The 25,919-nt window shown below is 64.6% G+C and carries 17 protein-coding genes; 8 read left to right on the forward strand and 9 right to left on the reverse strand.

Features of this window, described 5'->3' with window-relative positions; translation table 11 throughout:
* The first annotated feature begins 41 nt into the window (after positions 1-41).
* Positions 42-2,924 carry a bifunctional [glutamine synthetase] adenylyltransferase/[glutamine synthetase]-adenylyl-L-tyrosine phosphorylase gene (locus E8M79_RS07955; protein ID WP_137151404.1) on the forward strand — a complete coding sequence of 961 codons (2,883 nt, stop codon included), beginning with the start codon at positions 42-44 and terminating at the stop codon, positions 2,922-2,924.
* Between the two features lie 7 nt (positions 2,925-2,931).
* Here the strand turns inward: E8M79_RS07955 and E8M79_RS18375 are convergent, their stop codons facing one another.
* The 3 genes from E8M79_RS18375 to pepN form a co-directional block, all read right to left on the reverse strand.
* Positions 2,932-3,105: a hypothetical protein gene (locus E8M79_RS18375; protein ID WP_171015781.1), complete on the reverse strand. Its 174-nt coding sequence runs from the start codon at positions 3,103-3,105 to the stop codon at positions 2,932-2,934.
* Positions 3,102-4,733 (reverse strand): PAS domain-containing sensor histidine kinase, encoded by a 1,632-nt coding sequence (locus tag E8M79_RS07960; protein ID WP_137151405.1) that lies wholly within the window; start codon positions 4,731-4,733, stop codon positions 3,102-3,104. Before E8M79_RS07960 ends, E8M79_RS18375 begins: the two co-directional genes overlap by 4 nt.
* 180 nt (positions 4,734-4,913) lie before the next feature.
* Positions 4,914-7,556, reverse strand: coding sequence for an aminopeptidase N (gene pepN, locus E8M79_RS07965; RefSeq protein ID WP_137151406.1), 2,643 nt, complete (start codon positions 7,554-7,556; stop codon positions 4,914-4,916).
* A 322-nt stretch (positions 7,557-7,878) separates the two neighbouring features.
* On the opposite strand from pepN, the gene E8M79_RS07970 reads away from it, so the two are divergent.
* The gene (locus E8M79_RS07970; protein WP_137151407.1) at positions 7,879-9,732 is read left to right on the forward strand and encodes an ABC transporter ATP-binding protein; all 1,854 of its coding nucleotides are present in this window, start codon (positions 7,879-7,881) and stop codon (positions 9,730-9,732) included.
* A gap of 227 nt (positions 9,733-9,959) precedes the next feature.
* On the forward strand, positions 9,960-11,816 hold the full coding sequence (locus E8M79_RS07975) for an ABC transporter ATP-binding protein (RefSeq protein ID WP_137151408.1): 1,857 nt from the start codon (positions 9,960-9,962) through the stop codon (positions 11,814-11,816).
* A 51-nt stretch (positions 11,817-11,867) separates the two neighbouring features.
* On the opposite strand, the gene E8M79_RS07980 is transcribed toward E8M79_RS07975, so the two are convergent.
* Positions 11,868-13,781, reverse strand: a complete 1,914-nt coding sequence (locus E8M79_RS07980) for an EAL domain-containing protein (RefSeq protein ID WP_171015782.1) — start codon at positions 13,779-13,781, stop codon at positions 11,868-11,870.
* A gap of 357 nt (positions 13,782-14,138) precedes the next feature.
* Here E8M79_RS07980 and E8M79_RS07985 point away from each other — a divergent pair, with 357 nt between their 5' ends.
* The 3 genes from E8M79_RS07985 to E8M79_RS07995 all read left to right on the forward strand — a co-directional run bounded on the left by E8M79_RS07985 (position 14,139) and on the right by E8M79_RS07995 (position 18,736).
* Positions 14,139-16,658: a glycoside hydrolase family 2 protein gene (locus E8M79_RS07985; RefSeq protein ID WP_137151410.1), complete on the forward strand. Its 2,520-nt coding sequence runs from the start codon at positions 14,139-14,141 to the stop codon at positions 16,656-16,658.
* Positions 16,659-16,901: 243 nt separating this feature from the next.
* Entirely contained in the window at positions 16,902-17,816 is a 915-nt protein-coding gene (locus E8M79_RS07990) for a DMT family transporter (RefSeq protein ID WP_137151411.1), read from the forward strand.
* Entirely contained in the window at positions 17,816-18,736 is a 921-nt protein-coding gene (locus E8M79_RS07995; RefSeq protein WP_137151412.1) for a DMT family transporter, read from the forward strand. The genes E8M79_RS07990 and E8M79_RS07995 overlap by 1 nt, the downstream gene beginning before the upstream one ends.
* Before the next feature lie 75 nt (positions 18,737-18,811).
* Here the strand turns inward: E8M79_RS07995 and E8M79_RS08000 are convergent, their stop codons facing one another.
* Both E8M79_RS08000 and E8M79_RS08005 read right to left on the reverse strand, forming a co-directional pair.
* On the reverse strand, positions 18,812-19,147 hold the full coding sequence (locus E8M79_RS08000) for a hypothetical protein (RefSeq protein ID WP_137151413.1): 336 nt from the start codon (positions 19,145-19,147) through the stop codon (positions 18,812-18,814).
* A gap of 134 nt (positions 19,148-19,281) precedes the next feature.
* A complete protein-coding gene (locus E8M79_RS08005) occupies positions 19,282-20,664 on the reverse strand; it encodes an FGGY family carbohydrate kinase (protein WP_137151414.1) in 1,383 nt (460 codons plus the stop codon).
* Between the two features lie 146 nt (positions 20,665-20,810).
* On the opposite strand from E8M79_RS08005, the gene dusA reads away from it, so the two are divergent.
* Entirely contained in the window at positions 20,811-21,821 is a 1,011-nt protein-coding gene (gene dusA / locus E8M79_RS08010; RefSeq protein WP_137151415.1) for a tRNA dihydrouridine(20/20a) synthase DusA, read from the forward strand.
* Here the strand turns inward: dusA and E8M79_RS08015 are convergent.
* Positions 21,818-22,309, reverse strand: coding sequence for a nucleoside deaminase (locus E8M79_RS08015; protein ID WP_137151416.1), 492 nt, complete (start codon positions 22,307-22,309; stop codon positions 21,818-21,820). The genes dusA and E8M79_RS08015 overlap by 4 nt on opposite strands.
* Before the next feature lie 222 nt (positions 22,310-22,531).
* Between E8M79_RS08015 and E8M79_RS08020 the strand changes: the two genes are divergently transcribed.
* A complete protein-coding gene (locus E8M79_RS08020) occupies positions 22,532-24,235 on the forward strand; it encodes an alpha/beta fold hydrolase (protein WP_137151417.1) in 1,704 nt (567 codons plus the stop codon).
* Positions 24,236-24,293: 58 nt separating this feature from the next.
* Here E8M79_RS08020 and E8M79_RS08025 read toward each other — a convergent pair whose 3' ends face one another.
* Both E8M79_RS08025 and E8M79_RS08030 read right to left on the reverse strand, forming a co-directional pair.
* Positions 24,294-24,980, reverse strand: coding sequence for a TIGR02281 family clan AA aspartic protease (locus tag E8M79_RS08025; RefSeq protein ID WP_137151418.1), 687 nt, complete (start codon positions 24,978-24,980; stop codon positions 24,294-24,296).
* A 71-nt stretch (positions 24,981-25,051) separates the two neighbouring features.
* On the reverse strand, positions 25,052-25,906 hold the full coding sequence (locus E8M79_RS08030) for an adenosylcobinamide-GDP ribazoletransferase (protein ID WP_171015783.1): 855 nt from the start codon (positions 25,904-25,906) through the stop codon (positions 25,052-25,054).
* Positions 25,907-25,919: the final 13 nt, after the last annotated feature.

Raw genomic sequence — 25,919 nt, forward strand, 5'->3', positions numbered from 1 at the left:
GCGGCCTTGCCGGGCCGGGATTGCCAAGCTAATCCATTGCCATGGTCATAAAACTCAGCGCCCTGCCCAAAATCGCCACGCCGCGCGTCGCGGCCTGGCTTGCCGAACTGCCGCCCGAACAGAGCGGGTCTCTGGCGCCGGCCATGCCCACGCTCGGACCGCTGCTGGAATCGGCGCCCTACCTGCTCGATCTGGCGCAGGCCAATCTGGGCTGGCTGATCGAGATCCTGGGCGACAGCGCCGATGGCGCCTTCATCGACATCATCGAGGCGGTGGATGCGGCCGGGCGGGTGGCGCGTGACGAGGCCGAACTGGCACCGGTGCTGCGCATCGCCAAGGGCCGCACGGCGCTGCTGGCGGCGCTGTCGGAAACCGGCGGCGCCTGGACCACGGCGCAGGCCACGGCAGCGCTGTCTGACCTGGCCGATGCCGCGCTCGATGCTGCGCTCAATCTGCTGCTGCGCGAGGCGGCGGCCAAGGGCCAGCTGACCCTGCCACCGGGCGAAGCCACTGCCGCCAATTCGGGCCTGGCCATCTTTGCCCTGGGCAAGCATGGCGGGCAGGAACTGAACTATTCCTCCGACATCGACATTGTGGCCTTTTACGACCCGGACAAGGGCGTGCTCAAGGACCCCAGCGAAGCCACCAAGATCTATTCCCGCATCGTCCAGAAGCTGGTTGGGCTGATGGAGGAACGCCAGGCGTTTGGCTATGTGTTCCGCACCGATCTGCGCCTGCGGCCCGATCCCGGCTCGACGCCAGTGGCCATCTCCTTTGATGCCGCGCTGGCCTATTACGAGGTCCGCGGCCAGAACTGGGAGCGCGCCGCCTGGATCAAGGCCCGCGCCTGCGCTGGCGACAAGCGGGTGGGCGAGGCCTTCCTGCGCGAACTGGCGCCCTATGTCTGGCGCAAGCATCTCGACTTCGCCACCATCGCCGATATTCAGGCTATGAAGCGGCAGATCAACATCGCCAAGAACGTTGGCGAGATCCGCGTCGAGGGGCACAATGTCAAACTCGGCCGCGGTGGCATCCGCGAGATTGAGTTCTTCACCCAGACCCAGCAGCTGATCGCCGGCGGGCGCGACAAGAGCCTTCGCGTCAAACCCACGGCCCATGCCCTGGCGGCGCTGGCCGACGCCAACTGGATCTCGCCCCGCGCCGCCACCGAGCTGACGCAGACCTATTGGTATCTGCGCGCAGTGGAGAACCGGCTGCAGATGCTGCGCGACGAGCAGACCCATGTCATGCCGGCCACGCCAGCCGAAGTAGCCGTGATCGGCACGCTGATGGGCGAGAGTGATCTGCGCCAGTTCGAGACTGACTATCGCAGCGCGCTGGAGCGTGTGGCCGGCTATTATGCCGAGCTGTTCACCGAGGGAGAAACGCTGGGGAGCGGCGAGGGCAATCTGGTCTTTACCGGCAGCGATGACGATCCGGGGACGCTGGAAACCCTCACCGCCATGGGCTTCGCCAATGCGTCCAAGGCCATCGAGACGGTGCGCAAATGGCACTATGGCAGCTATCCGGCGACGCGCGCCTCGGCCGCCCGGGCCCATCTCACCGAGCTGCTGCCGGCCCTGCTCAACACGCTGAGCAATGCGGGCAATGCCGATGAGGCGCTGGCCAAGTTCGACGACTTCCTGTCGCGCCTGCCTACCGGCGTGCAGCTCTTCGCGCTGCTGCGCAACCACCCCAATCTGCGCACGCTGCTGGTGCAGCTGATGGCCTCTGCCCCGCGCATGGCCGAAGCGGTGATCCACCGCGCCCATGTCATGGATGGGCTGATCGATCCGGCCTTTGCCAATGACGTCACCCGCCGCGACGTGCTGGTGGCCAAGGTGGATGCGTTCCTTGCCGACGCGCGATCCTATGAAGAGGTGATCGATCGCGCCCGCATCATCGGCCAGGAGCAGAAGTTCCTCATCGCCGCAGGCCTGCTGTCGGGCACGGTCAGCGCGCGTGGGGCGGGCGAACAGTTCTCGGCCCTGGCCGAAACGCTGCTCAACCGGCTGTTTGCCAGCGTGCGCGTCGAGTTCGAGCGCCGCCATGGCGTCATCGCCGGGGGCAAGGTGGGCCTGCTGGCTTTTGGCAAGATGGCCAGCCGCGAGATGACCGTGGCCTCAGACCTTGATTTCATCCTGCTCTATGACGCGCCCGAAACTGAGTCATCGGGCGAAAAGCCGCTGAGCACCAATCATTACTACACGCGACTGACGCAGCGCCTGGTTGCAGCGGTTACCGCGCCGACCGCCGAAGGCGTGCTCTACGAGGCCGACATGCGGCTGCGCCCCTCGGGCAATGCCGGGCCGCTGGCGACGAGCCTGGCCGGTTTCAAGGCCTATCACCGCGACAATGCCTGGACCTGGGAACATCTGGCCCTCAGCCGGGCGCGCGTGGTGGTGGCCGACAACAGCTTCGGCTTTGCCATCGATGCTGCCATCAACGAAGTGATGTCCCGGCCGCGCGATGTGAACAAGACCATCGACGATGTCGTCTCCATGCGCAGCCTGATGGCGCGCGAACGCCCGGCCCGGCACGGCTTTGACCTCAAGCTGGCCACAGGCGGGCTGATCGACCTCGAATTCATCGCCCAGTCGGCGCAATTGGTGGCGGGCGATACTGTCGCTCTGCCGCAGGCCCCGACCATGGCCGTGCTGCAGCGGCTGGGGGAGACCGGGCTGGTGCCCAATGGCGTGCGGCTGGCGCAGATCCACGAGCTCTATGCCACGGTGCTGCAGGTGATGAGCTCGGCGCTGGTGCATCCGCTGCGCGACGAGACCTGGCCCGGCGCCTTCAAGGAACTGCTGGCCGGGCTGACGCATTATCCCGATTTCAGCCGGCTTGAGACCGACCTGACGGAGATGCGCGCAGAAGTCACCACGGCGGCGTCTGCCTGGTATGAGAAGGCCCGGACGCTGTAGGCTGCGCTCAATGCTGTGGCGGAGGCGGCACGGCAATGCCGCGCTCGGCCAGCACCTTGAGCACGCTGTCCGGTATCGGCCGGCAGGCGCAATGGGCGGCGTGGTCCAGATGCCAGGCCACGCGCTGGTCGAGCGTGGCCCGTTCCGGCATGACATGGGCGTTGTGCCAGTCCTTGTTCATTCCGCAGCCTGCAAATTGATCATGGAATCCAGTGGCAGCGAGATGGCCACCGTCGTCCCCAACGCCGGGCTGGAATCGATGGCCAGCTTGCCGCCACTCTGTTCGGCAATGGCGCGGGCGATGGATATGCCCAGGCCCTGACCCACGCCTTCGCGGGTGAAGGTGGCATCGCCCCGCGCGAAAGGTTGCGACAGGCTTGCCAGCCGGTCCTCGCTCATGCCCAGACCGGTGTCGGTGATCTCGATCACCACGCCATCGCGGGCCGCAAAGGCCGCCAGGGTGACGGACCCGCCCCTGGGCGTGAAGCGCAGGGCATTGTCCATGATATTGCCCACCATGCGGGCCAGCCCCATGCGATCGCCCAGCACAACGGCCTGACAGGGCGCGCAGCGCACAAAGGCAATGCCGGCACGCTTGGCCTGGCCATGGAAGCGCTCCAGCACGCTGTCAAGCAGATCGTCCACCGCCACAGGTTCGCTGCGCAGCACCTTGGCGCCGCTCTCGAATTCCGCCAGATCGAGAATGGTGGCGAAGGACGCCAGCAGGTGCTCGCCCGACTGCTTGATCGACTGCACATAGTCGGCATAGCGCGGATCGCCCAGCGGACCATAGGTCTGGTGCCGCATCATCTCGGCAAAGCCGATGATGTGGTTGAGCGGGGTGCGGATGTCGTGGCTGAGATGGGCCAGGAAATTGGTCTTGGCGTGGTTGGCGGCCTCGGCCTTGAGCTTCTCTTCGTGGTAGCGGCGGGCCAGCAGACGCTGTTCGCTCTGCACGGTCTGCAGCATGCTGTCGATCTGTTTGCGCTCGGTGATGTCGCTGACCAGCGTCATGAAGCCGCCATCGGCCAGCGGGCGCTCGTCGATTAACAGGCAGCTGCCGTCCTCGCCATGCAGCTCCAGCAGGCGATTGTTGTCGTCCTCATTGATCAGGCTGACATAGCCGCCATTGATCAGGCCCTGCAGGGTCTGCCGATAGGTGGCATGGGGCAGGGTGAGGTTGAGCCGCTGGCGGAAGCTGTCGTTGCAGACCACCAGTTCGCCGGTGCGGGTCCAGCAGGCCACGCCCATGGGGATGGCGGCAGCCACGGTGCGATAGTTCTGCCTTTGCCAGACATCGCTCATCCCAGCCAACCGGCTGCGGGCGGCGATCAGCACCAGCAGCGCGGCCAGACCAAAGGCGATACCGCCACGCTGGGCAATGCCGATCCACAGATTGTCCGCTGCGCTGGTGTCGCCAACAGCCGCGCCGACATCGGGCAGCACGCTGGCCATGGGCTGAGTGATATCCAGCCCCACCGGTGTCGCCACCAGGCCAGCACTGCCCGTTGGTGCCAGCAGATTGGGCAGGCCCCTGTCGAGCAAGGCCGGCCTGGGCTGTTCGAGTTCAGCCAGTTCACTGCTGATGGCAACCAGCGCGCCGTCGGTCTCCATCAGCGTGCTGACCGTGTCATAGGCGATGAACAGGGTCGCAGCCAGAACCGAGGTGATAGCCACAGCCAGGGTAATGGGAGAGACGGGCAGAAAGCCGATACGATGGCCCGAACGGACAGCAGACGCTGCGGTGGCCGTCTCCTGGTCGGCCTGGAATCCGTTGGCCCCGACGCCGGATGTCTCCGCCGACCGCATATACTTCTCCGCTGAACGCAAGGCTGGAAACAGCCGCCCGATTTGCCGTTAACGAACAATGAATCAGGCCGCGGGCAGTGTCCAGAGGTCCGTCGGGCAGCGGAGGGGCTGACTCACGAAAACGCGAGTCAGCAGAATCACTTAGCGACGAAGAAAAATTCTTCCAATCTTGATGCCGATTTAGCTTGCCAGCATGCGCGTGAGGATGTCCGCCGTGTTGCGGCTGAGGCCGCCCGTCGCCTGCAGTCCTTCGAGCGCCGCCTTGGCGGCCGCGCGTCGTTCAGTGTCCAGCATCGGCCAGATGCGGAAGCCGGTGAGCACGCGGCTGGCCACCTGCGGATTGACCTTATCCACCTCGGCGACGAATTCGGCGACAAAGCGGAAGCCGGCACCATCGGCCCGTGCGAACTGCGTCGGATTGCTCATGGCAAACGTGCCCACCAGTGAGCGCAGGCGATTGGGATTGGTGCGCGGAAAATCCGGCGCGGCCAGGACCGCACGAATGCGCTCGATGACCCCATCTGCGGGAACCGCAGCCGTTACCGCGAGCCATTTGTCGAGCACCAGCGGATTGCCGGCGGCAAAACGGGTGTGGAAGTCACCCAGCATGGCGGGGGCCTCGACCGTCCAACTGATGGCGCTGGCGCTGAGCGCTGCCAGCCGATCCGTCATATTGCGGGCCTCACTATATTGCCGTGCCGCCAGGGCACCGGCGCCGGCGGCCTCGCTGGCGACCAGAAGGCCGAGGAGACGGTTCCGCAGGGCGCGTCGGCCGGTGCTGCCCGCATCGGGCACATAGGGCGCGTCGCTGGTCAGCTTGCGATAGGCGTTGAGCATGGGCAGGGCCAGCGGGGCGAACACCGCCCGCAGCAGCGCGTCGCGCGCGGCATGGATGCGGTCGGGGTCGACATCCTTGCCAAGGGTCCGGGCGATCTGGCCTTCTGCCGGCAGCGACAGCGCCAGGGCCTTGAAGGCATCGTCGAGCGTCGGGCTGGCGAGGGTCTCGCCAAAGGCATCGCTCAGCGCCTGTGCGGCCTCGACCGTCCAGGGCGTGCCGCGGACGGCCGCAACCACCAGCGCCATGCCGACATCCTGCAGCGCCTGCCAGCGGTTGAACGGATCATTGTCATGCCGGGCCAGGAACAGCTGGTCATCCTGGGTCAGCGTGGTGTCCAGCGTCACCGGCGCCGAGAAGCCGCGCAGCAAGGACGGCACCGGGCGGTTTGGCACGCCCGTGAACACGACTTCCGCCTGGCCGTCGCGCAGCACGATCATGTCGTCGCGCACTTCGGCGCCGCTGACCCCGGTCCAGCCCATGGGGCTGCCATTGGGGCCGATGAGGCCGAACTTGATGGGCAGCACCAGCGCCTGCTTGGTGGGCTGGCCGGGCGTCGGCAGCGTCTCCTGGCGCAGCGTCAGGGTGTAGGTCTGGCTGGCGGCATCATAGCTGTCCGCCATGGTGACGCGCGGCGTGCCGGCCTGCAGATACCAGGTCTTGAACTGCTCGAGGTCGATGCCATTGGCTTCGGCAAAGACGGCCAGGAACGCCTCAATGGTGGTGGCGTCGCCGTCATGGCGCTCGAAATAGAGGTCCATACCCCGACGGAAGCCGGCTTCGCCCAGAAGCGTGGCCAGCATGCGCACGATCTCGGCGCCCTTTTCGTAGACCGTGGCAGTATAGAAATTGTTGATCTCGCGATACTGGTCCGGTCGGGCCGGATGGGCCAGCGGACCGCCATCCTCGGGGAACTGCGCGCCGCGCAGCGTTACCACGTCGGAGATGCGCTTGACCGCCCTGGAGCGCTCGTCGCTGGTGAACTCCTGATCGCGATAGACCGTCAGCCCCTCTTTCAGGCACAGCTGGAACCAGTCGCGGCAGGTGATGCGGTTGCCGGTCCAGTTGTGGAAATACTCATGCGCGATCACGCGCTCGATGCCGTCATAATCGGCGTCGGTGGCGCTCTCAGGCTGGGCGAACACCAGCTTGTCGTTGAAGATGTTCAGCCCCTTGTTTTCCATGGCGCCGAAGTTGAAGTCGCTCACCGCCACGATGTTGAACATGTCCAGATCATATTCGCGGCCAAAGCGGCGCTCGTCCCAGGCCATGGAGCGCTTGAGGCTGTCCATGGCCCACAGGCACTGATCTTCCTTGCCATGGGTGCAGTAGATGGCCAGGGCCACCTGGCGGCCCGAGGCGGTGGTGAAGCTGTCGCTGATATGGCCGAGGTCGCCGGCGACCAGCGCAAACAGATAGGCCGGCTTGGGGAAGGGGTCTTCCCAGATGGCAAAGTGGCGGCCATTGCCGGCATCGCCGGTCTCGACCAGATTGCCATTGGCCAGCAGCACCGGCGCCAGATCGCGCGGAGCCGACATGCGCACCTTGAACACCGCCAGATTATCCGGCCGGTCGAGATAATAGGTGATGCGCCGGAAGCCTTCCGGCTCGCACTGCGTGCACCAGGTGCCGCCCGAGCGATAGAGCCCCATCAGCTTGGTATTGCCTTCCGGTTTGATGGTGACTTCGGTTTCCAGCACGAAGCGGCGCAGCGGCGGCTCGACAATGGTCAGGCTATTGGCGTCGCTGGCATAGGCCGACAGCACCAGCGGCGCGCCGTCGATGGCGATGGAATCCAGCACCAGCTCGTCACCATCCAGCACCAGCGGCGTGCCGGCTGCGGTATTCGCGGCGGGTTCCACCGTCAGCAGGGCCCGCACGCGCGTTTCCGTGGCCTCGATGCGGAAGTCGAGGTCGACCGACACGATCTTGTACGGGCTCGGCGTATAGTCCTTGAGATAGATGGTGTGCTCGGTGTCGGTGCGCATGAACGGATCCGTTAAAACTGCGGTCTCAAAACAACTGTGGCTGCGCCGCAACAGCAGACTCGGCGCTTTCGTGTAACCTACGCGGCCAGTGACCGCTTTGCTGCACTCTTCTACGCCAAATGGGACGGCATTGGGGAGAGGCAACCTGCGGGCACTCCGCGTGCCTCCTCTGCGTCAATTGCGGGCGTATCGAGGGCGCTTCTGACATTCCCCGACCGGCGCATTTGCCCTCGGCCAATCCATGCATGTGCGCGCCTTTGCCGCGCCATAGCCTTGCTGGCCGGACATTTCGCCTCTCAGGCACAGACAATGGTGATGGACGATGTTGCGTTGGTTTGAGCGACGGCTGGACCCCTATCCCCCCGGCGACCCGGTGGAGCCCCCCAAGGGCCTGCTGCAATTCTGTTTGCACTACAGCAATGGCGCCAAGAAGTGGCTGGCGCTGATGGCTTTTGCCGCCGCGGCGGTAGCCATCGGCGAAATCGTCATCTTTGGCTTCATCGGCGATGTAGTGAACTGGCTGGCCGAGGCCGACCGCGCCACGTTCCTGCAAACTGATGGCTGGAAGCTGGCGCTGATGGGCGCAACAGTGGTCTTTGTCGTGCCCGCTTTTGCCGCGCTCTCGACCCTGACCATGCACCAGACGCTGCTGGGCAATTTCCCGCAGCGCATCCGCTGGATGAGCCACCGCTACCTCATCCGCCAGTCCATGAGCTATTTCCAGGACGAGTTTGCCGGCCGTATCGGCGCCAAGCTGATGCAGACCTCGCTCGCCGTGCGCGAAGTGGTCATGAAGCTGCTCGACATGCTGGTCTATGTTGTCGTCTATTTCACCGGCGCGCTGGTGTTGGCGGCTTCGGCAGACTGGCGCCTGGCCGTGCCGTTCCTCGTTTGGCTGGTCGCCTATGTCTGGATGATGACCTATTTCATCCCGCGCATGGGCAAGATCTCGGCCGAGCAGGCCGACGCCCGCTCGCTGATGACCGGTCGCATTGTCGACAGCTACACCAATATCGCCACGGTGAAGCTCTTCAGCCATTCCAACCGCGAAGAGACCTATGCGAAGGAAGCGATGGACGAGTTCCTCGACACCGCCTACCGGCAGATGCGCCTGTTCACCGTGCTCAATATCTCGGTGCTGTGGTCCAATGCCTTGCTGCTGTTCGCGGTGGCCTCGACAGGCCTCTGGCTGTGGCTGAACGGGCTGATGAGCCCGGGCGCGCTGGCCGTGTCGTTGGGCCTGGTCATGCGTTTCCAGGGCATGAGCCAGTGGGTGATGTGGGAAATGTCCTCGCTGTTCGAGAACATCGGCACCGTGCGCGATGGCATCGCTTCGCTGTCGGTCTCCCGTGTGGTGTCGGATCTCCCCGACGCCAAGGCGCTGCCCGAGGTCAAGGGCGACATCAAGTTCGAGAATGTCTCGTTCCACTACGGCAAGACCGGCGGTGTCATCGAGGACCTCAACCTGCATATCCGTCCGGGCGAAAAGATCGGCCTGGTCGGACGCTCGGGCGCTGGCAAGTCGACGCTCGTCAACCTGCTGCTGCGCTTCTACGACCGCGCCGATGGCCATGTGCTGGTCGATGGGCACGACATTGCCCATGTGACGCAGGACAGCCTGCGCGCCAATATCGGCGTGGTCACCCAGGACACCTCGCTGCTGCACCGCTCGGTGCGCGACAACATCCTCTACGGCCGCCCCGATGCGACCGAGGCGATGATGCGCGAGGCTGCCGATCTTGCCGAGGCCACGACCTTTATCGAAGGGCTGAGCGATCCCAAGGGCCGCAAGGGCTTTGATGCCCATGTGGGCGAGCGGGGCGTCAAGCTCTCGGGCGGACAGCGCCAGCGCATCGCCATTGCGCGGGTCCTGCTCAAGAACGCCCCAATCCTTGTGCTGGACGAAGCCACGTCGGCCCTCGATTCCGAGGTCGAGGCGGCCATCCAGGGCCAGCTGCAGCTGCTGATGAAGGGCAAGACCGTGATCGCCATTGCCCATCGCCTGTCCACTATCGCCATGATGGATCGCCTGGTGGTGCTCGACAAGGGGCGCATCGTCGAGACGGGCACCCATGCCGAGCTGCTGCAGACCGGCGGCATCTATGCCAGCCTGTGGAACCGCCAGTCCGGCGGTTTCATAGACGCCGATACTGACGCCACTGCGGCCGCGCAGTAGGCGCAGAATATGCAATCCGCCTTCCCCCTCACCAGGGGGAGGGAAGGCGGCTGAAGTATCAAGCCAACAACCAGAGGAGACCCCAAAATGGGTGACATCATCGAAACGGCCATAACTGCACCGCGAAACCCCGCGCCGGGCGCCAAACGCAAACCCATGGACCGATTCCGAACCTGACCTGAGCCAGAAAAACTCCGTCAGGCGCGGCTCAAGATAACGAGCTCAAAATGTTCAACCGCGTCATCGACTATTTCGACCATCTCTATTCGCCCACCGCGCTGGCCGAAAATCGCCAGCCCCCTATGGGCCTTCGTCCTTTTGTTACCTATTTTGTCGGCCAGTTCCGCCTCGCCTTCGTCATCCGCATCGTGCTGGTGGCCATCGGCTCGGTGGCTGATGCCCTGATGCCCGTGTTTGTCGGCCTGGTGGTCGGTATGCTGGCCACGACCCCGCCCGGCGAGATGTTCACCCTCAACGGTCAGACCTTCCTGTGGATGGTGCTGGTCGTCGTCGTCATCCGGCCGCTGACTTTTCTGTGCGACACGCTGATCCGCAACCACGGCATCGTGCCCAATCTGGTCGATCTGGTGCGCTGGCAGAGCCACTGGCATGTGATCCGCCAGAGCTGGACCTTCTTCCAGAACGATTTTGCCGGCCGCATCGCCAACAAGATCATCCAGGCCGGTGAAGCCATCGAGATCGGGGTGAACCTGACCATCGACGCCGCCTGGTATGCGCTGGTGTTCGTGGTGGTGGCCATTGTCGTACTGGCCCGGCTCGACCTGGTGCTGCTGGTGCCCATCGCGGCCTGGCTGCTGCTCTACGCGATCCTGTTCACCATCACCATGCCGCTGATTGCCCGCTATTCCGAGGAACTCTCGGAATCCAAGTCGGTCATGACCGGCCGGATCGTGGACAGCTATACCAATATCCAGACGCTCAAGACCTTCTCGACCGGCGAGCACGAAGATCGCTATGTCGCTGACTCCATTGAGGATCACGCCGTCAGCTTCCGCAAGCTGATGCGGGTGTTCACCTATATGTGGTCCATCCTGTTCCTGCTCAACGCCGGGCTGGTGGTGTCGGTGACCTGGCTGGCGCTCAAGGGCTGGAACGAAGGCATATTGGCGGCCGGCGCCGTGGCCACTGCCATCCCCTTCGCCCTCCAGATCATGAACATGAGCGGCTGGATCCTCGAAATCGGCTCCAACATCTTCCGCCAGGTGGGCACGGTCCGCGATTCCATGGACACCATCGCCCAGCCCCTGACCATGGTCGATGCGCCCGGCGCCAAGCCCCTGCATGTCAGCAAGGGCGAGCTGACCTATGACAATGTCAGCTTCAACTATTGGCGGGGCAAGGCCGGCAGCGTCATCGAGGACTTCCACCTCACGGTGGCGCCAGGCGAAAAGATCGGCCTGGTGGGGCGCTCGGGCTCGGGCAAGTCGACGCTGGTCAACCTGGCCCTGCGCATGTTCGACGTGCAGGGCGGCTCGATCCGCATCGACGGGCAGGATGTGCGCGATGTCACCCAGGAGAGCGTGCGGGCGGCCATTGGCCTGGTCAGCCAGGACACCTCGCTGCTGCATCGCTCTATCCGCGAGAACCTCAAATATGGGCGGCAGACGGCCACCGACGAGGAGATGATCCGGGCGGCCGAGCAGGCCAAGGTGCATGACGTCGTCATGGGCCTGGTCGATCCCAAGGGCTTCACCGGCTACGACGCCCATGTCGGAGAGCGGGGCGTCAAGCTCTCGGGCGGTCAGCGCCAGCGCATCGCCATCGCCCGGGTGTTGCTCAAGAACGCGCCCATCCTGGTGCTCGATGAAGCCACCTCCGCCCTCGATTCCGAGGTCGAGGCGGCCATCCAGGAGCAGTTGACGACACTCATGCAGGGCAAGACGGTTATCGCCATCGCCCACCGTCTCTCCACCATCGCCGCCATGGATCGTCTGGTGGTGCTGGAAAAGGGGCAGATCGTCGAGCAGGGCACCCATGCCCAGCTGCTGGCCACTGGCGGGCACTATGCCCAACTGTGGGAACGCCAGTCCGGCGGCTTCCTCGACCTGGACGCCATCACCTGACCCATTGGCGTCGCGCGCATCCCGCGTGCGGCGCCAATGCCCTGGCGGCAATCAGCCGGTATTGCCGAAAACCTGCGCTGGCTCGCTGCCCCAATCGCGCCGCTCGGTGAGGATGTGGTTGTGCACCATCTCCTCGCGCATCGGCCGGCCGAAGAGATACCCCTGCATCACCGATCCGCCCAACCCGGTCAGCACCTGCAACTGGTCCTCGGTCTCGATGCCCTCAAACACGCAGGAAATCCCCAGGTTCCGGCACAGGTCGATCGTCGTCTTGACGATAGCCCGGCTGGTCGTGTCATGGGTCACGTCGGCGACAAAGCTGCGGTCCACCTTGATACGGTCCAGCGGCAGCCGCTGCACATGGGTGAGGCTGGAATGGCCCGTGCCGAAGTCATCAAGCGCAATGCGCGAGCCCAGCGCCAGCAGCGACAGCAGCGCATCATTGGCCTGCACCAGATCGCGCATCACGGCCGTCTCGGTGATCTCGAAATCGATCCGGCGGGGGCGCCCGACCGATTCCACCATGGCTGCGATATTCTCGATGGCCGTGGCCGAGCCGATGTCATGTGCCGAAAGGTTCACCGATAGCCGCATGGCGCGCGGCAGGCCCTTGGAGACCAGCAGTGCCTTGCGCAGCACGGTCTCGGTGATCTTGCAGATCATGCCGGTGCGCTCGGCCAGCGGAATGAACTCGATGGGTGAGACTTCGCCCAACAGCGGGCTCTTCCAGCGCGCCAGCACTTCAAAGCCCGTGGTGCGCTTGAGAACCATGTCGAACTGCGGCTGGAACAGGATGTAGAGTTCCTTGTCGAGATCGGCAGTGTGCAGGGCGTGCTCAAGCATGCGCACCTTGCTGATCTCCTGGGCGTGCCGCTCGGAGAACACCACGGTCTTGCCGCGTTGGTCGCGCTTGGCCACCGAGGTGGCATAGTCGGCGCGGTCGAACAGCGTCTCAGCCGTGTCATCGACACTTGAGGCGGCAAAGCCCACCGAAGAGGTCAGGTGAATGGTGGCGCCGGGCATGTCAAAGGACGCGCGCAACGCGCTGCACACCAGATCGCCGCACACCTGCAGCAGTGTCTCGCTGGTCGGGCCATCCATGATCAGCGCGAAATTGTCGCCGCCCAGCCGGGCGATGAAGGTCGAGGGCCGCCGCAGCTGATCGATGCGGCGCGCCACTTCGATCAGCACCCGGTCCCCGGTGATCTGGCCAAAGATGTCGTTGACCGATTTGAAACTGTCCAGGTCGATCAGCGCCACGGCAATGCCGCCTGCGGGGGCGTCGGCCAGTCGCGCGGCCAGATGGCGATCAAACGAGCGGCGATTGGGCAGGCCGGTCAGCGTATCGACATTGGCCAGACGGTCATTTTCGTCCGACAGGCGCTGCGTCTCCTGCTGGCGCTGCAGCATGGCGCTGCGCGAGGCAACCAGCGCGTTGAAATCGCGGTTATTGCCGAGCAGGATCACCAGCAGGGCCACCACCACGACCACCATATTGACCGCCAGGGCGGTGAAGATGGCGTGGCCGGTGGAGGAAAAGAACAGGGTGAACGGCACCAGCACGCAGGCGGCCACCAGCAGCGAGGCAGCGCGCACATGCATCAGGCAGAACATGCAGCCAATTGTGGTGATGCCCATGTAGAAGGCAATGTGCGATTGCTGGAAGGAATTGCCATAGGGGTAGAGCGCAATGGCCCAGCCGGTAAAGCCCAGCGACAGGGGCCCCGTGATCCACAGCATGGAGTTGAGCGTCCGCCGCGCCCGCACCGGATCGATCAGCCGGTTGCGCCGCCGCCACCAGAAAACCAGTCGCGCCACACAGACGATCGTCAACGCGCCAGGAATATAGACAGTCATCAGATCTGGCGCTGAGCCATAGTGGGTGGCAGCCAGCACCAGAGAATTGATGACCAGCATGATGTACATCAGCGGAATTTGCCGCGCGAGGGCGCGTGCCTGGGCCATAACCAGCTCCGGCTCTTGGGGAGCCGACAGTGCCCCCAGCGCAGATTTCAGTCCCGACATGGCAGATTTGCCCTCAATCATTGCCAAAATAGCGCCCAAAACCCTAACACAACAGTAAACGCGACCCGCTGGATTGCGACGGTCAGACGACTATTGTCGCCCATTCGAGACGTTCCAAAGGCTGGCGGGTTGCCCCAGGGATGCGCTAGGCGATCAATTCGGCTGCGTCTCCCCATTGGAAGCGCTCACGAGTCCAGATAGAACGTTGCAATCGATTGCGGTGCACGCTGCCGCCGCCAATCACACTCATCGACACGCAGGCCTGGCAGCGGCGCCGGGCACCCGGAGACTTCGCCCATGTCTGTTCCCGACACCTACTCGGCCCTCGATCTGGCCGGCACCTTTGCGCTGACCTCGCCGACGGTCGCCATTGCCGCGCCGATCACCCTGCCGGGCGATGTCCACACCGCCCTTTTGGCGGGCGGGCATATTCCCGACCCCTATTATGGCGAGAACGAAAAGACCGTCATGTGGGTCAATGAGACCGCCTGGTCGGTGGAGCGGCGCTTTGACGCCAGCGCTGCCGATATCGATGGCTACCTGACCCTGACCCTGGCCGAGGTGGACTGCATCGCCACCATTTCGCTCAATGGTGAAGTGGTCGCCGAGACGCAGAACAGCTTCCTGCGCAACGACATCGACGTCACCGGCAAGGTGCGGGTGGGGGAGAATACCCTGCGCATCGATTTCGCCATTGCCCCCGAGGTGGCCCAGGCGCGCTCGGACGCCCATCCCTTCCCGATCCCCTTCACCAAAAACTACCAGACCAATGGCCTCAAGGGCATTCCGATGAACTTCATCCGCAAGGCAGCCTGCCATGCCGGATGGGACTGGGGCATCTGCATCATGCCCATCGGCGTGTATGGCACCATGAGCCTGCGCCGCTCGCGCCTGGCCCGTCAGGAGAGCGTCCAGGTCGACCAGGCCCATGGCAAGAGCACGGTGGAACTGTCGATAAAGACTCGGCTTTTCGCCTTCGCTCATGGTGAGGTGGAGCTTGAGCACAGCATCGATGGCCAGACCGTCACCGACAAGGTGTCGGTGCAAAAGGGCGAGAACGTCTTCACGCACAACATCACCATCCACAACCCAAAGCTGTGGTGGCCGGCCGGGCAGGGCGCCCAGCCGCTCTATGAACTGGTGACCAATCTGGAGGGGGAAAAGACTACCCGCCAGATCGGTCTGCGCCAGCTGGAATGGGTGGTCGAGAAGGACGAGATCGACCATTCCTTCAAGTGCCGCATCAACGGCCGCGATATCTCCATGTTGGGTGCGAACTGGATTCCGGCCGACGCTATCCCCAGCCGCATCACCCCGGCGGTGATCCGCGACCTGCTTGAAAGCGCCAAGGCCGCCAATATGAACATGCTGCGCATCTGGGGCGGCGGGCAGTATGAGCCGGATTACTTCTACGAGCTCTGTGACGAGTTGGGCATTCTGATCTGGCATGACTTCATGTTCGCCTGCATGAGCTATCCGTCCGACCGGCCGTTCCTCGACAATGTCCGCACTGAAATCACCCAGCAGGTGCGGCGCCTCAGCCACCATGCCTGTATCGCGCTGTGGTGCGGCGACAACGAAGTCATCGGCTCGCTCGGCTGGTATCCCGAGACCAGGGCGGCGCCCGAGCGCTATGTCGCCAATTACGACCGGCTCAATTCCATGCTGGGCAATATCGTCGAGGATGAAGATCCGGCCCGCCGCTTCTGGCCATCCTCGCCGTCGATGGGCTATCTCGACTTCTCCGACGGCTGGCATGCCGACACCCGCGGCGACACCCATTATTGGGACGTCTGGCACTCGGCCAAGTCCTTCGAGGCCTATCGCACGGTCAACCCGCGCTTTGCCTCCGAGTTCGGCTTCCAGTCCTTCACCTCGATGAACATCATCGAGACCTTCTCCGAGCCCAAGGACCGCAACCCGTCCTCGCCGGTGATGGAAAACCATCAGCGCAATGACGGCGGCAATGCGCGCATCCTGGAGACGATGACGCGCTACTTCCGCTTCCCGCGCGATTTCGACCAGATGGTGTTCCTGTCCCAGATCCAGCAGGGCCTGGCCATCAAGACCGCCATCGAATACTGGCGCTCCACCAAGCCGCGCTGCATGGGCACGCTGTTCTGGCAGATCAACGACATCTGGCCGGTCGCGTCCTGGTCGAGCCTGGACTACGGCGGGCAGTGGAAGCTGCTGCAGTATATGGCCAAACGCTTCTTCCTGCCGGTCAATGTCGTGGCCGTGCCGGTGCATGATGTGGTGCCGACCAATTCGCGCGGCAAGCCGGTCGAAGGCGCGCCCGCCAGCCGCATTGTGCTCAAGGCCATCAACGACACCGGCGCTCCGCTGGCGATTTCGCTCGAAGTGCTGGCGGTCAAGGTCGGCGGCGGCCAGCGCGTGCTGTTCACCGGCAATACGGCCATCTCGGCGGATGCCGCCATCGAAGTCACCGCTGTGCCCGCAGAAGCGCTGGCTGCCGATGAGTTCCTGTTCTTCTCCTGGCGCGACGCCAAGGGCAATCTGCTGGGCGAGAACGACTTCTTCCCCAAGCCCTACAAGGCCTATGAACTGGTGCAGCCCAAGGTGCGAGCCGGCTGGTCCGACGTCAACGGCCAGCTCGTGCTCAGCCTGACCAGTGACCAGCCAGCGCTCTTCGTCACCGCCACGGTCGATGTGCCCGGCTATTTCTCCGACAATGCCGTGACGCTGCTGCCGGGCCGCACTACTGACCTCACCTTCACCCCGCGCCACGGGGCCGCCCCGTCGGCGTCCGAACTGGTGCAGTCGCTCAAGGTACGCAACCTCAGCGAGACGTTCTAGAAGCGCAGAACGCCCCTGAAGGGGCTTCGAACTGTCCAATAGAGGAGATCGCGCCGGTGGCGCGTTCTCCGCGCGGGCTCTGCTTGAGTGGCGGGTTCGGCGGTGGCAGCCTCGTACGCCGCGTTCATCGCCAATACCGCCAACTTCCATACAAGATTTCATCAGCCTGTCATTGACAGGAGCGGCGCGATCTTCCAACGCTGGGTTGTCCTTCCCGCGCCGCCTGCTTTGTCCGGACTTCATATGTCGACCACCATTGCGCCCATCGAGGAGCGCCGTCTTCTGGGCATCGGATTGGTGCTCGGCGCCTATTTCCTGTTTGTCTGTCTCGACTCCTCCGCCAAATGGCTGGGGCTGGTCGGCATCCCGGCGCTGCAGATCATGTTCGTGCGCTATGCCGTCCATCTGGGGCTGGCGGGGGCCATCAATCTGCCGCGCCAGGGCCTGGGCCTGTTGCGCACCAACAATCTCAAGCTCGAACTGCTGCGCGCGGCCGCGCTCATCGGCTCGACACTGTGCAATTTCACCGCCGTCCGCTACCTGCCGCTCACCGTCACCGGCGCCATCGGCTTCACCATACCGCTGATCGTCACGGCGCTGTCGGTGCTGTTTCTGCACGAGCATGTCGGCTGGCGGCGCTGGACCGCCATTGCCGTGGGCTTTGTCGGTGTCCTCATCATCGTCCGCCCCGGCACCGAGGTGTTCCACCCTGCTACGCTGCTCTCGCTGGGCGGTGCGCTCAGCTACGCCAGCTATGCCATGCTGACGCGGCGGCTGGCGGGCGTGGATTCGGCCGGCACCCAGCAATTTTATGGCGCGGCTTTGCCAACCCTGGTGCTGGCGCCCTTCGCCCTGGCCGCCTGGACCTGGCCGACGACACCGGTCGACTGGGCCGTGCTGTCGCTGATCGGCGTGGTCGGTTTCACCGGCCACCAGTTCATGACCGTGGCGCACCGCTTTGCTCCGGCCTCGGCTCTGGCGCCGTTTGGCTATGTGCAGATCCTGTTCTTCATCGCCGCCAGCTGGTTCATCTTCCACCAGCCGCCCGACACCTCGCTGTTCATCGGCGCCCCGATCGTGGTGGCCAGCGGGCTCTATATCTGGCTGCGTGAACGGGCCCTGTCGCGCCCGGCATCCCCCGTGACCGAGGAAGCCTGATGGCCAGCCCGGTTGCCGCTATCGAGCACAATGCCAATCGCGCGATCCTGATCCTGCTGCTGGCGCAGTCGATCCTGATCTTTCTCGACGTCTCGGCCAAATGGCTCGCCACCACAGGCATGCCAACCACCGAGATCATGTTCGCCCGCTATGGCATCCATGTCGGCCTCTTGCTGATACTGGTGCTGCCGGTTCGCGGCTGGGATCTGTTCCGCACCGGCAATTGGCAGCTCGAGGGTGCGCGCGGTCTTTGTCTGCTGGTGTCCACTGGCGGCAATTTCCTGGCCATGCGCTATCTGCCGCTGACCGTGACGGGCGCCTTGCTGTTTACCTCCCCGCTGATGGTCTGCGCCCTGTCCGGTCCGCTGCTGGGCGAAACCGTCGGCTGGCGCCGCTGGCTGGCCATTGCCATGGGCTTTGTCGGCATCCTGATCATCATCCGTCCGGGCACCGAGGCGTTCCATCCTGCCGCCCTGCTCAGCCTGCTGGCCGCCTTTGCCGGAGCGGTCTTTGGCATCCTCACCCGCAAGCTGGCCGGTGTCGACAGCGCCATGACCCAGCAGTTCTATGCTGGCGGCATTGCGCTGGTCGCGGTGACGCCCTTTGCCTTTGGCGACTGGACCTGGCCCAGCCAGCCCATCTCCTGGATCGCCTTCTTCACGCTGGGCACGGCGGGCGTGTTGGGCCATTTGTTGATTTCGGTGGCCCATCGCTTTGCGACGCCCGCAACGCTCGCCCCGTTCAACTATCTGCAGCTGCTGTACCTGGCGATCGCCAGCTGGCTGATCTTCAACCAGCCGCCCGACCGCTGGTTCTTCCTGGGCGCCGCCATCATCATCGGCAGCGGCCTCTATATCTGGCTGCGCGAGCGCAATCTGCATCGCCGCACCACCTCGGTGGATGAACTCCCCGACCGCTGAGCCTCCATTGGTGCAAAACAGAAGGGCGGACGCCGGTCATGGCATCCGCCCCATTAGCCAGCCAGACGGCGGCCGTTATTCGGTGATATTGAAGTCGGTCAGTTCGCAGACATTGTTGTCAGGCGCGATGACTTCGGTGCCGTCGTCAAACACGGCCTTGAAGTCAAACTTGCAGTAGCCCGAACCGTCGTCGATGTTGATCGTTGCCGTCTCGCCAGCGCCAACCACCTGGTCACCCAGGATGTCTTCCTGCCAGTCACCCGTGCCGGTGTTGGACGCGTAGAACTCGGTCATGACCGAGCCAGTCAGGTTGTTGACACTGACCGTGCGGTCCAGTGCCGATGCGGTGCTGACCACCGAGATCAAGGCAAGTGCCGAAAGAGTAACGACGCCCAAGATATTCGACTTCATAATTTCCTCGCTTCACTGCCATCCGGCAGGCGAGGCAAGCTTTATCGGGTTCCCCGATGCGATTCGAGCAAATTGCGTCATAGCACCAGCGGAATTCGCGCTTTTCGTGCAGATGGTTAGCGGCAGACGATGCGCTAGCCCAAGTGCGGCTCGTCTCGCGACAGCCGGTCCCGCCAGCGCGCGGCATAGGCACTGAACCCGGGGTGCTGCAGCGCCGCGATGGCCGTGCCGCCCGCCGCGCCCGCCGCCCCGCCAAACAGCATGCTGGCGCCCAGGCTGGTGCCGGTGGCATCGCCCGATGCCGTCACCGTCACACCGGTGAGTTCGGCCAGCGCCGCGGCGAACAGAGCGTTACGTGCCAGCGGTCCCTCGATGATGATCTGCCGGCCCAGGCCACAAAGGTCGAGGCACGTGCGCGTCACCAGCGCCAGATAGAGCGACACGGCGGCGGTCCGCTGCCCAGGGCTGAGCGTGGCGGGATCGACCGTCCAGCGACCGACTGCATCGGGGTAGGGGCCGACGCCCGGCGTGAAGCTGGGCAGCGCCTGGATATCGCCTGATATCACCGCATCGATGTCGGCATCGCTCGGCACCACCGCGCCCGGCGCCAGGAGGTCGAATTCGCGGCCGGCCATGAAGCGCGCCGTCGGCACGGCGCGACCATGCGCATCCACATTGGCCAGGCTATCGCGCGTCGCGTCGAGCCGGCTTGTGTCGCCGCCCACCGTCATGGCGATGGCCCAGGTGCCGGTGGAGAGGATCGTGAAGGGCTCCGCATGCGTGCCCAGATGCGGCAGCAGGGACGCATTGGAATCGTGGATACCACAGGTGACCGGCGTATTGACCGCCAGCCCCGACGCCGCCGCCACCGCAGGGGTGATCGTGCCCAGCACCGATGCCGCTGGCCGCACCGGCGGGAAGAGCCCGGTCCAGCCCTCGCCCGTCACCAGGCTCGAGAACTGCCCCAGCGCCGGCGCCCAAAGGTCAGTGTGGCAGCCCAGCGAGGTCACTTCGCTCGCCAGCACGCCGGTCAACCGCCAGGCCCAATATTGCGGATAGGTCAGGATCGCGGTGACCGTGGCAAAGTGCTCGGCCTGCGTCCGGCTCTGCCAGAAGATCTGCGCGCCCAGGTTGAGCCCATTGGGCAGGCGCGGCGACAGGCTCTCCGCAAAATCGGGGCGGACCAGCCCATAGGCCTCGGCCGTGTCTTCCGGCCCGGCATATTCATAGTCCAGCACAGGCATGGCCAGCCCATCGCCGGCCATCAGCGCCGCGGTGGCGCCATGGGTGGTGATCGAAATGCCATCCACTCCATGCGCCGCCTGCAGCGCGGCCAGGCTCTCGGTGATGAAGCCCCACAGCCGTTCGACATCAGCATGGGGGTAGGGCCCGTCCTGCCGCACGCTGTTGGGCGTGCTGTGCGCGGCAATCTGCTGGCGCGACACGGCATCGATCAGCACCACCTTGGCATTGGTCTTGCCGATGTCGATCACGGCGATGGAACGGGGCTGGGACATGCTCACCACGGCTCAATTGGACTGTGCCTGCCGCCATAGCGGATATCGTTCTACAGCGCCATCACTAACATGTTAGCGTCTTGTGCAAATGCGCCTTGCGCCAGCCTTCTGGCCAATCTGCCCGATTTGCGCTATTGCCCGCCGCTATGACCTCGCCCGCCGCCACACTCGCCCGCGCCCGCCGCTTTTCCGTGGCGCCGATGATGGATTGGACCGACCGCCACTGTCGGTTCCTTCACCGTCTGCTGACGCGCGAAAGCCTGCTGTTCACCGAAATGGTCACCAGCGCGGCCATCGTGCATGGCGATGCCGAGCGCCATCTGCGCTTCAACCCGGTCGAACAGCCCGTGGCGCTGCAACTGGGCGGCTCCGACCCAGCTGAACTGGCCGCTGCAACGCGCCTTGCCCATGCCGCCGGCTATGCCGAGATCAACCTCAACGTTGGCTGCCCCTCCGACCGCGTCCAGTCCGGCCGCTTCGGCGCCTGCCTGATGGCCGAGCCCGACCTGGTGGCCGACTGCGTCCGGGCCATGCGTGAAGCCACCGACCGGCCCGTCACCGTCAAGTGCCGCATCGGCATCGACGACCAGGACACCGAGGAAAGCCTCGACCGCTTTGCCGATACCATGGTCGCCGCCGGCGTCGACGCGCTCTATGTCCATGCCCGCAAGGCTTGGCTCAAGGGCCTCAGCCCCAAGGAGAATCGCACCATTCCGCCGCTCGATTATGATCGGGTGCATCGCCTGCGCGCGCGACTGGCGCCGCTGCAGGTGCTGATCAACGGCGGCATTGAAACCCTGGATGCTGCCGAGGCTGAGCTGGCGCATACCGATGGCGTCATGCTCGGCCGCGCCGCCTATCACAATCCCATGCTGTTGGCCGACGTCGACCGTCGCATTTTCGGCGCGACCACCGCGCCGGTGTCGCTGGCCGAGGTGATGGCCGCCATGGCCGATTATGCCGATCGCGAGGCCGCCGCCGGCACGCGCATCAACAATATTGCCCGCCATATGCTTGGCCTGGCCAATGGCCTGCCCGGCGCCCGCCAGTTCCGCCAGATCCTGAGCGTGGAAGCCTGCCGCCCCGGCGCCGATTCCCGCGTGATGCAGCAGGCGCTGGACGCTGTCAGCCGGTCGCGCCTCGCCGCAGCGAGCTAGCCGCGACTGGCCCAGTAGTCGGCCTGCAGCTGCGTGGCTTCGTCTTCGAGCAGCGGGCCCACCACTTCGGTGGGGCGCTGCCCGGCGGCAAACACCACCGCACACGGCAGGTCCAGCGTCGGGTTCTCCGGATTATTGCCCGTCATCGCCTTGAGTCCGCGCTCGGTCTGCCCGAACACCACCCGGCCGATGCCCGCCCAATAGATCGCCCCGGCGCACATGGCGCAGGGCTCGGCTGAACTATAGAGCGTCGCTCCGGCCAGAACCTCAAGGCTGAAGGCCTTGCCGGCGCGCGTGGCCAACAGCTTTTCGGCATGGGCGGTGCGGTCATGCCCTTCGGCCGAAAAGCCATTGCCCTGTTCCATCAGCACTGTGCCGTCCCGATCGGCCAGAATCGCGCCAAAGGGGTGGTCGCCCTGTGCGCGGGAGCGCTGCGCCACGGCAAAGGCCTGACGCAACAGAGATTCATCATCAGATCGAACGGGCATGGCAGGACTCCTTCAGAGAGGCGCGAACCTGCAGGCTAGCGGGAGTTCGCCCGCGGGAGAAGACCGTCATCTGCCGCAGACCATGGTTCGGATTGCAGCGGAAATATTTCGATTGGGGCGCGTATTGTTTCGTTTCAATGTCTGCTAAAGACATTTAGCAACTGGACATACCCGCCACCAAGCGCGGGCCATGGTTGCGGCCTTTAAGGGGAGCTCATTGTCATGCTGAGAAAATTTCGCCTGTTCCACCTGGGGTGGATCATCATCCTTTTCGGTGCCCTGTTAGCGCATTTCATTCAGACCTCGGGCGGCATCACTATTCGCGATCTGCGCTTTAATGGCACCAATGGCGAGGTCATGAGCGGTCTGCTCTATGTGCCGCCGGGCGTCAGCGCCGAAAACAAGGCACCGGCCATTCTGGCGGTGCACGGCTATTTCAATAGCCGCGAAACCCAGGACGGTTTCGCCATCGAATTCGCCCGCCGCGGCTACGTCGTGCTGGCGCTCGACCAGAAGGGCCACGGCTATTCCGACGCGCCGGCCTTTGCCAATGGCTTCGGCGGTCCGGCGGGCTTGGCCTATCTGCGCACGCTCGACATTGTCGATGTGAACAATATTGGCCTGGAAGGCCATTCCATGGGCGGTTGGACCGTTCTGGCTGCCGCCGCCGCCATGCCCGACGCCTATAAGGCCGTCGTGCTCGAAGGCTCCAGCACCGGCGCACCCTTCGCCAAGGAAGGCGACACCAGCTGGCCGCGCAATCTGGCCGTGGTCTTCTCCAAGTTCGACGAATTCTCTCAAGTCATGTGGGGCGTTCCCACCGCCCAGGAGGTGCCTGTCAGTGCCAAGCTGCAGACCGTGTTTGGCGTCACTGAGCCGGTTGTTGCCGGCCAGCTCTATGGCGACATTGCCGCCGGCACCGGTCGCATGCTGACCCAGCCCAACACCACCCATCCGGGCGACCACTTCTCCAATGAAGCCATTGGCGATGCCATCACCTGGTTTGACCAGACACTGGACGGCGCCAAGCCGCTGCCGGTGGACGACCAGATCTGGATCTGGAAGGAAATCGGCACGCTGATCGCCCTGGTTGGCTTTGTCGTGCTGCTGGCCGGCACCTTCGAAATGCTGCTGTCCACCCAGGCCTTCGCCCATCTGCGCCGTGAACCGGCCGGCACTGCGCACGACAAGCGCACTGCCAAGTGGTGGCTGGCCTTCGCCCTGGCCGCCTTTGTGCCCGTGATCACCTATTACCCCTTCTTCTACTGGGCGACTGTGCTGTTCCCGGCCTCGGCCATCCTGCCGCAAACCTTCACCTCGCAGATTGCGCTCTGGGCCGTGCTCAATGGCCTGATCGTGCTGGTCACGGGCTTCCTGCTCAAGGGCAACAAGGTGCAAGGCCGTGGCGATATCCTGGGCTCAGTGCTGATTGCGCTGGCCACGGTGGGCATTGGCTATCTGGCAGTCTGTGCGGTCGACTTCTTCTTCAAGGTCGACTTCCGCTTCTGGGTGCTGGCGCTCAAGCCGTTTGACCTGGTCCGCGCCAAGATTGCCGTGGTCTATCTGGTGCCGTTCACGGTGTTCTTCGTGCTGGCCCTGCGCGGCCTGCACACGGGCCTGTCGGTGCGGGGCGATAGCCGCCTCGTGCAGTATCTGTCCAACATCCTGGCGCTCACGCTCGGCTTTGTGGTGTTCCTGGGCTTCCAGTATCTCACGCTGCTGTTCACCGGCCATCTGTTCAGCATGAACGAGCCGCTGAATACCGTGATCGGCATGCAGTTCCTGCCGCTACTGGCCGTGGTGGCGTTCCTGTCGACCTTTGCCTGGCGGCGCACCGGCAGCTATCTGCCCGGCGCCTTCATCAACGCGCTGTTCGTCACCTGGTACATCGTCAGCAGCCAGGCCATTCAGTTCGCCGTCAGCTGACATCAGGCGGATCGCTGAAAAGGGAAACGGCCGGTGTTCGCACCGGCCGTTTTCGCATCTAGTCCACCAGCTCCAGCGCATTCTGCGTCACGCTGTAGCGCTGCAGCGTTTCCAGGAAGGTCTGGCCCAGCAGACTGGTCTCCAGCGCCCCACGCTCGGCCACAAAGGCGGCAACGCCCTGGCGCACGATGCCACCGACCTCAAGCCGGTCGATACGAATGCGCGCCGCGCGCCCCGTGCCATTGGCGGTGGATACCGGCGTCGTGAAGTTCAGGGCGTCGGTGTCGATCCCGGCCGCCTCGGCATCGGCCACGCTCAGCACCACCGCGCTAGCGCCCGTGTCAAAGATCATTGGTGTCTCATGGCCATTGATATTGGCATTGACCTGGAAATGCCCGCCGATACCGCGCCGGAAGGTCGCTGTGCCCTGTTTGGCATCGACCAGGGCCACGCCGGGCTGGAACTCGCCCATGATCCGGCCGGCCACGCCCACCAGCTCATCGCGATAGGCATAGGTGAGCCCGGCCACGCCAAAAATGCCGGCCCAGAGCACCACGCCGGTCAGCAGCTCCTTCAATCGCCGCGGCCTGGTGAAGAGGCCCCCGGCAAAGACGATCAGCAGCACCACCATGGGGATCAGCTGCGCAGTCTGCATCTGGCTGAGACCCACCAGGCTCCCCACGTCTGCACTGATCAGCAAGGCCAGTCCCGCGGCCACCAGCAGCGCAATTCCGATGAAGATCATGCTGGCGCGCTTTCTGTCCGGGGGCAGGTCATGGTCCAGATAAAGGCAAGGCAGGCGGCGATTTCAAGGCATCAGCGCAGAGCGAACGGTAACAGCGCCGTCAGCACCGCCACTTCCGTCAGCGCGCCCAGCGCCCCGATGAGGTCGCCTGTCTGGCCGCCGACGAGGCGTTTGCACAGCGCCGTCCAGCCCGCCACCATGGCCAGCGCAGCCAGCAGTGCTGCTCCAAGGGCCACCAGGCTCGTCGCCGGGCCACCCAGCACGAACAGCAACACGGCGGCAAACACCGCCCCTACGGCAAAGCTGATTGGCGACACGCTGCCTGCAGCAGCCGAGAGACCGTCGCTGCGCGCCGCGGGCAGGGCCACCGCCAGCCAGATGGCCGACGAGCGCCCTGCGACGCTGGCAGCCAGCCAGACCGCCCCCGCGCCAAGGGGGCTGACCGCCGCTATGGCGCCCAGGCCGGTGACTCGCAGCAGGATGAACAGGCTTAGTGCTGATACGCCATAGGTGCCATGGCGGCTGTCCTTCATGATCTCGAGCCGGCGGGCGGTGGTGTGCCCGCCGAACAAGCCGTCAGCAGCATCGGCCAGCGCGTCCTCGCCCATGGCGCCGCTCGCCAGCACCATGGCAGCCACAGCCAAAGTCGCGGCAAAATACGGTGGCAGACCCGCCAATGTCCCCAGCACCAAGAGCGCCGCCGGGCCGATGCCAATGGCGATACTGGCCAGCGGCAGCGCCATGGCGATGCGGTTCAGATCGGGCGGCTGATGCGGCGAACTGCCGGTTGGCAGCCGCGAGAACAGCCGCAGCGCCATGATGAAATCGGCGACCAGCCCCATGGCTGGCGGCGGCGGGGGCGGGCGGCTGGCGTCACGCACATCGCTGTCGATGGCGTCGCTGGATTGCTCCTGGCTCAATTGCATTTGCCCCCGTTCT

This window comes from Devosia sp. FKR38 (assembly GCF_005222805.1).
Classification (GTDB): domain Bacteria; phylum Pseudomonadota; class Alphaproteobacteria; order Rhizobiales; family Devosiaceae; genus Devosia.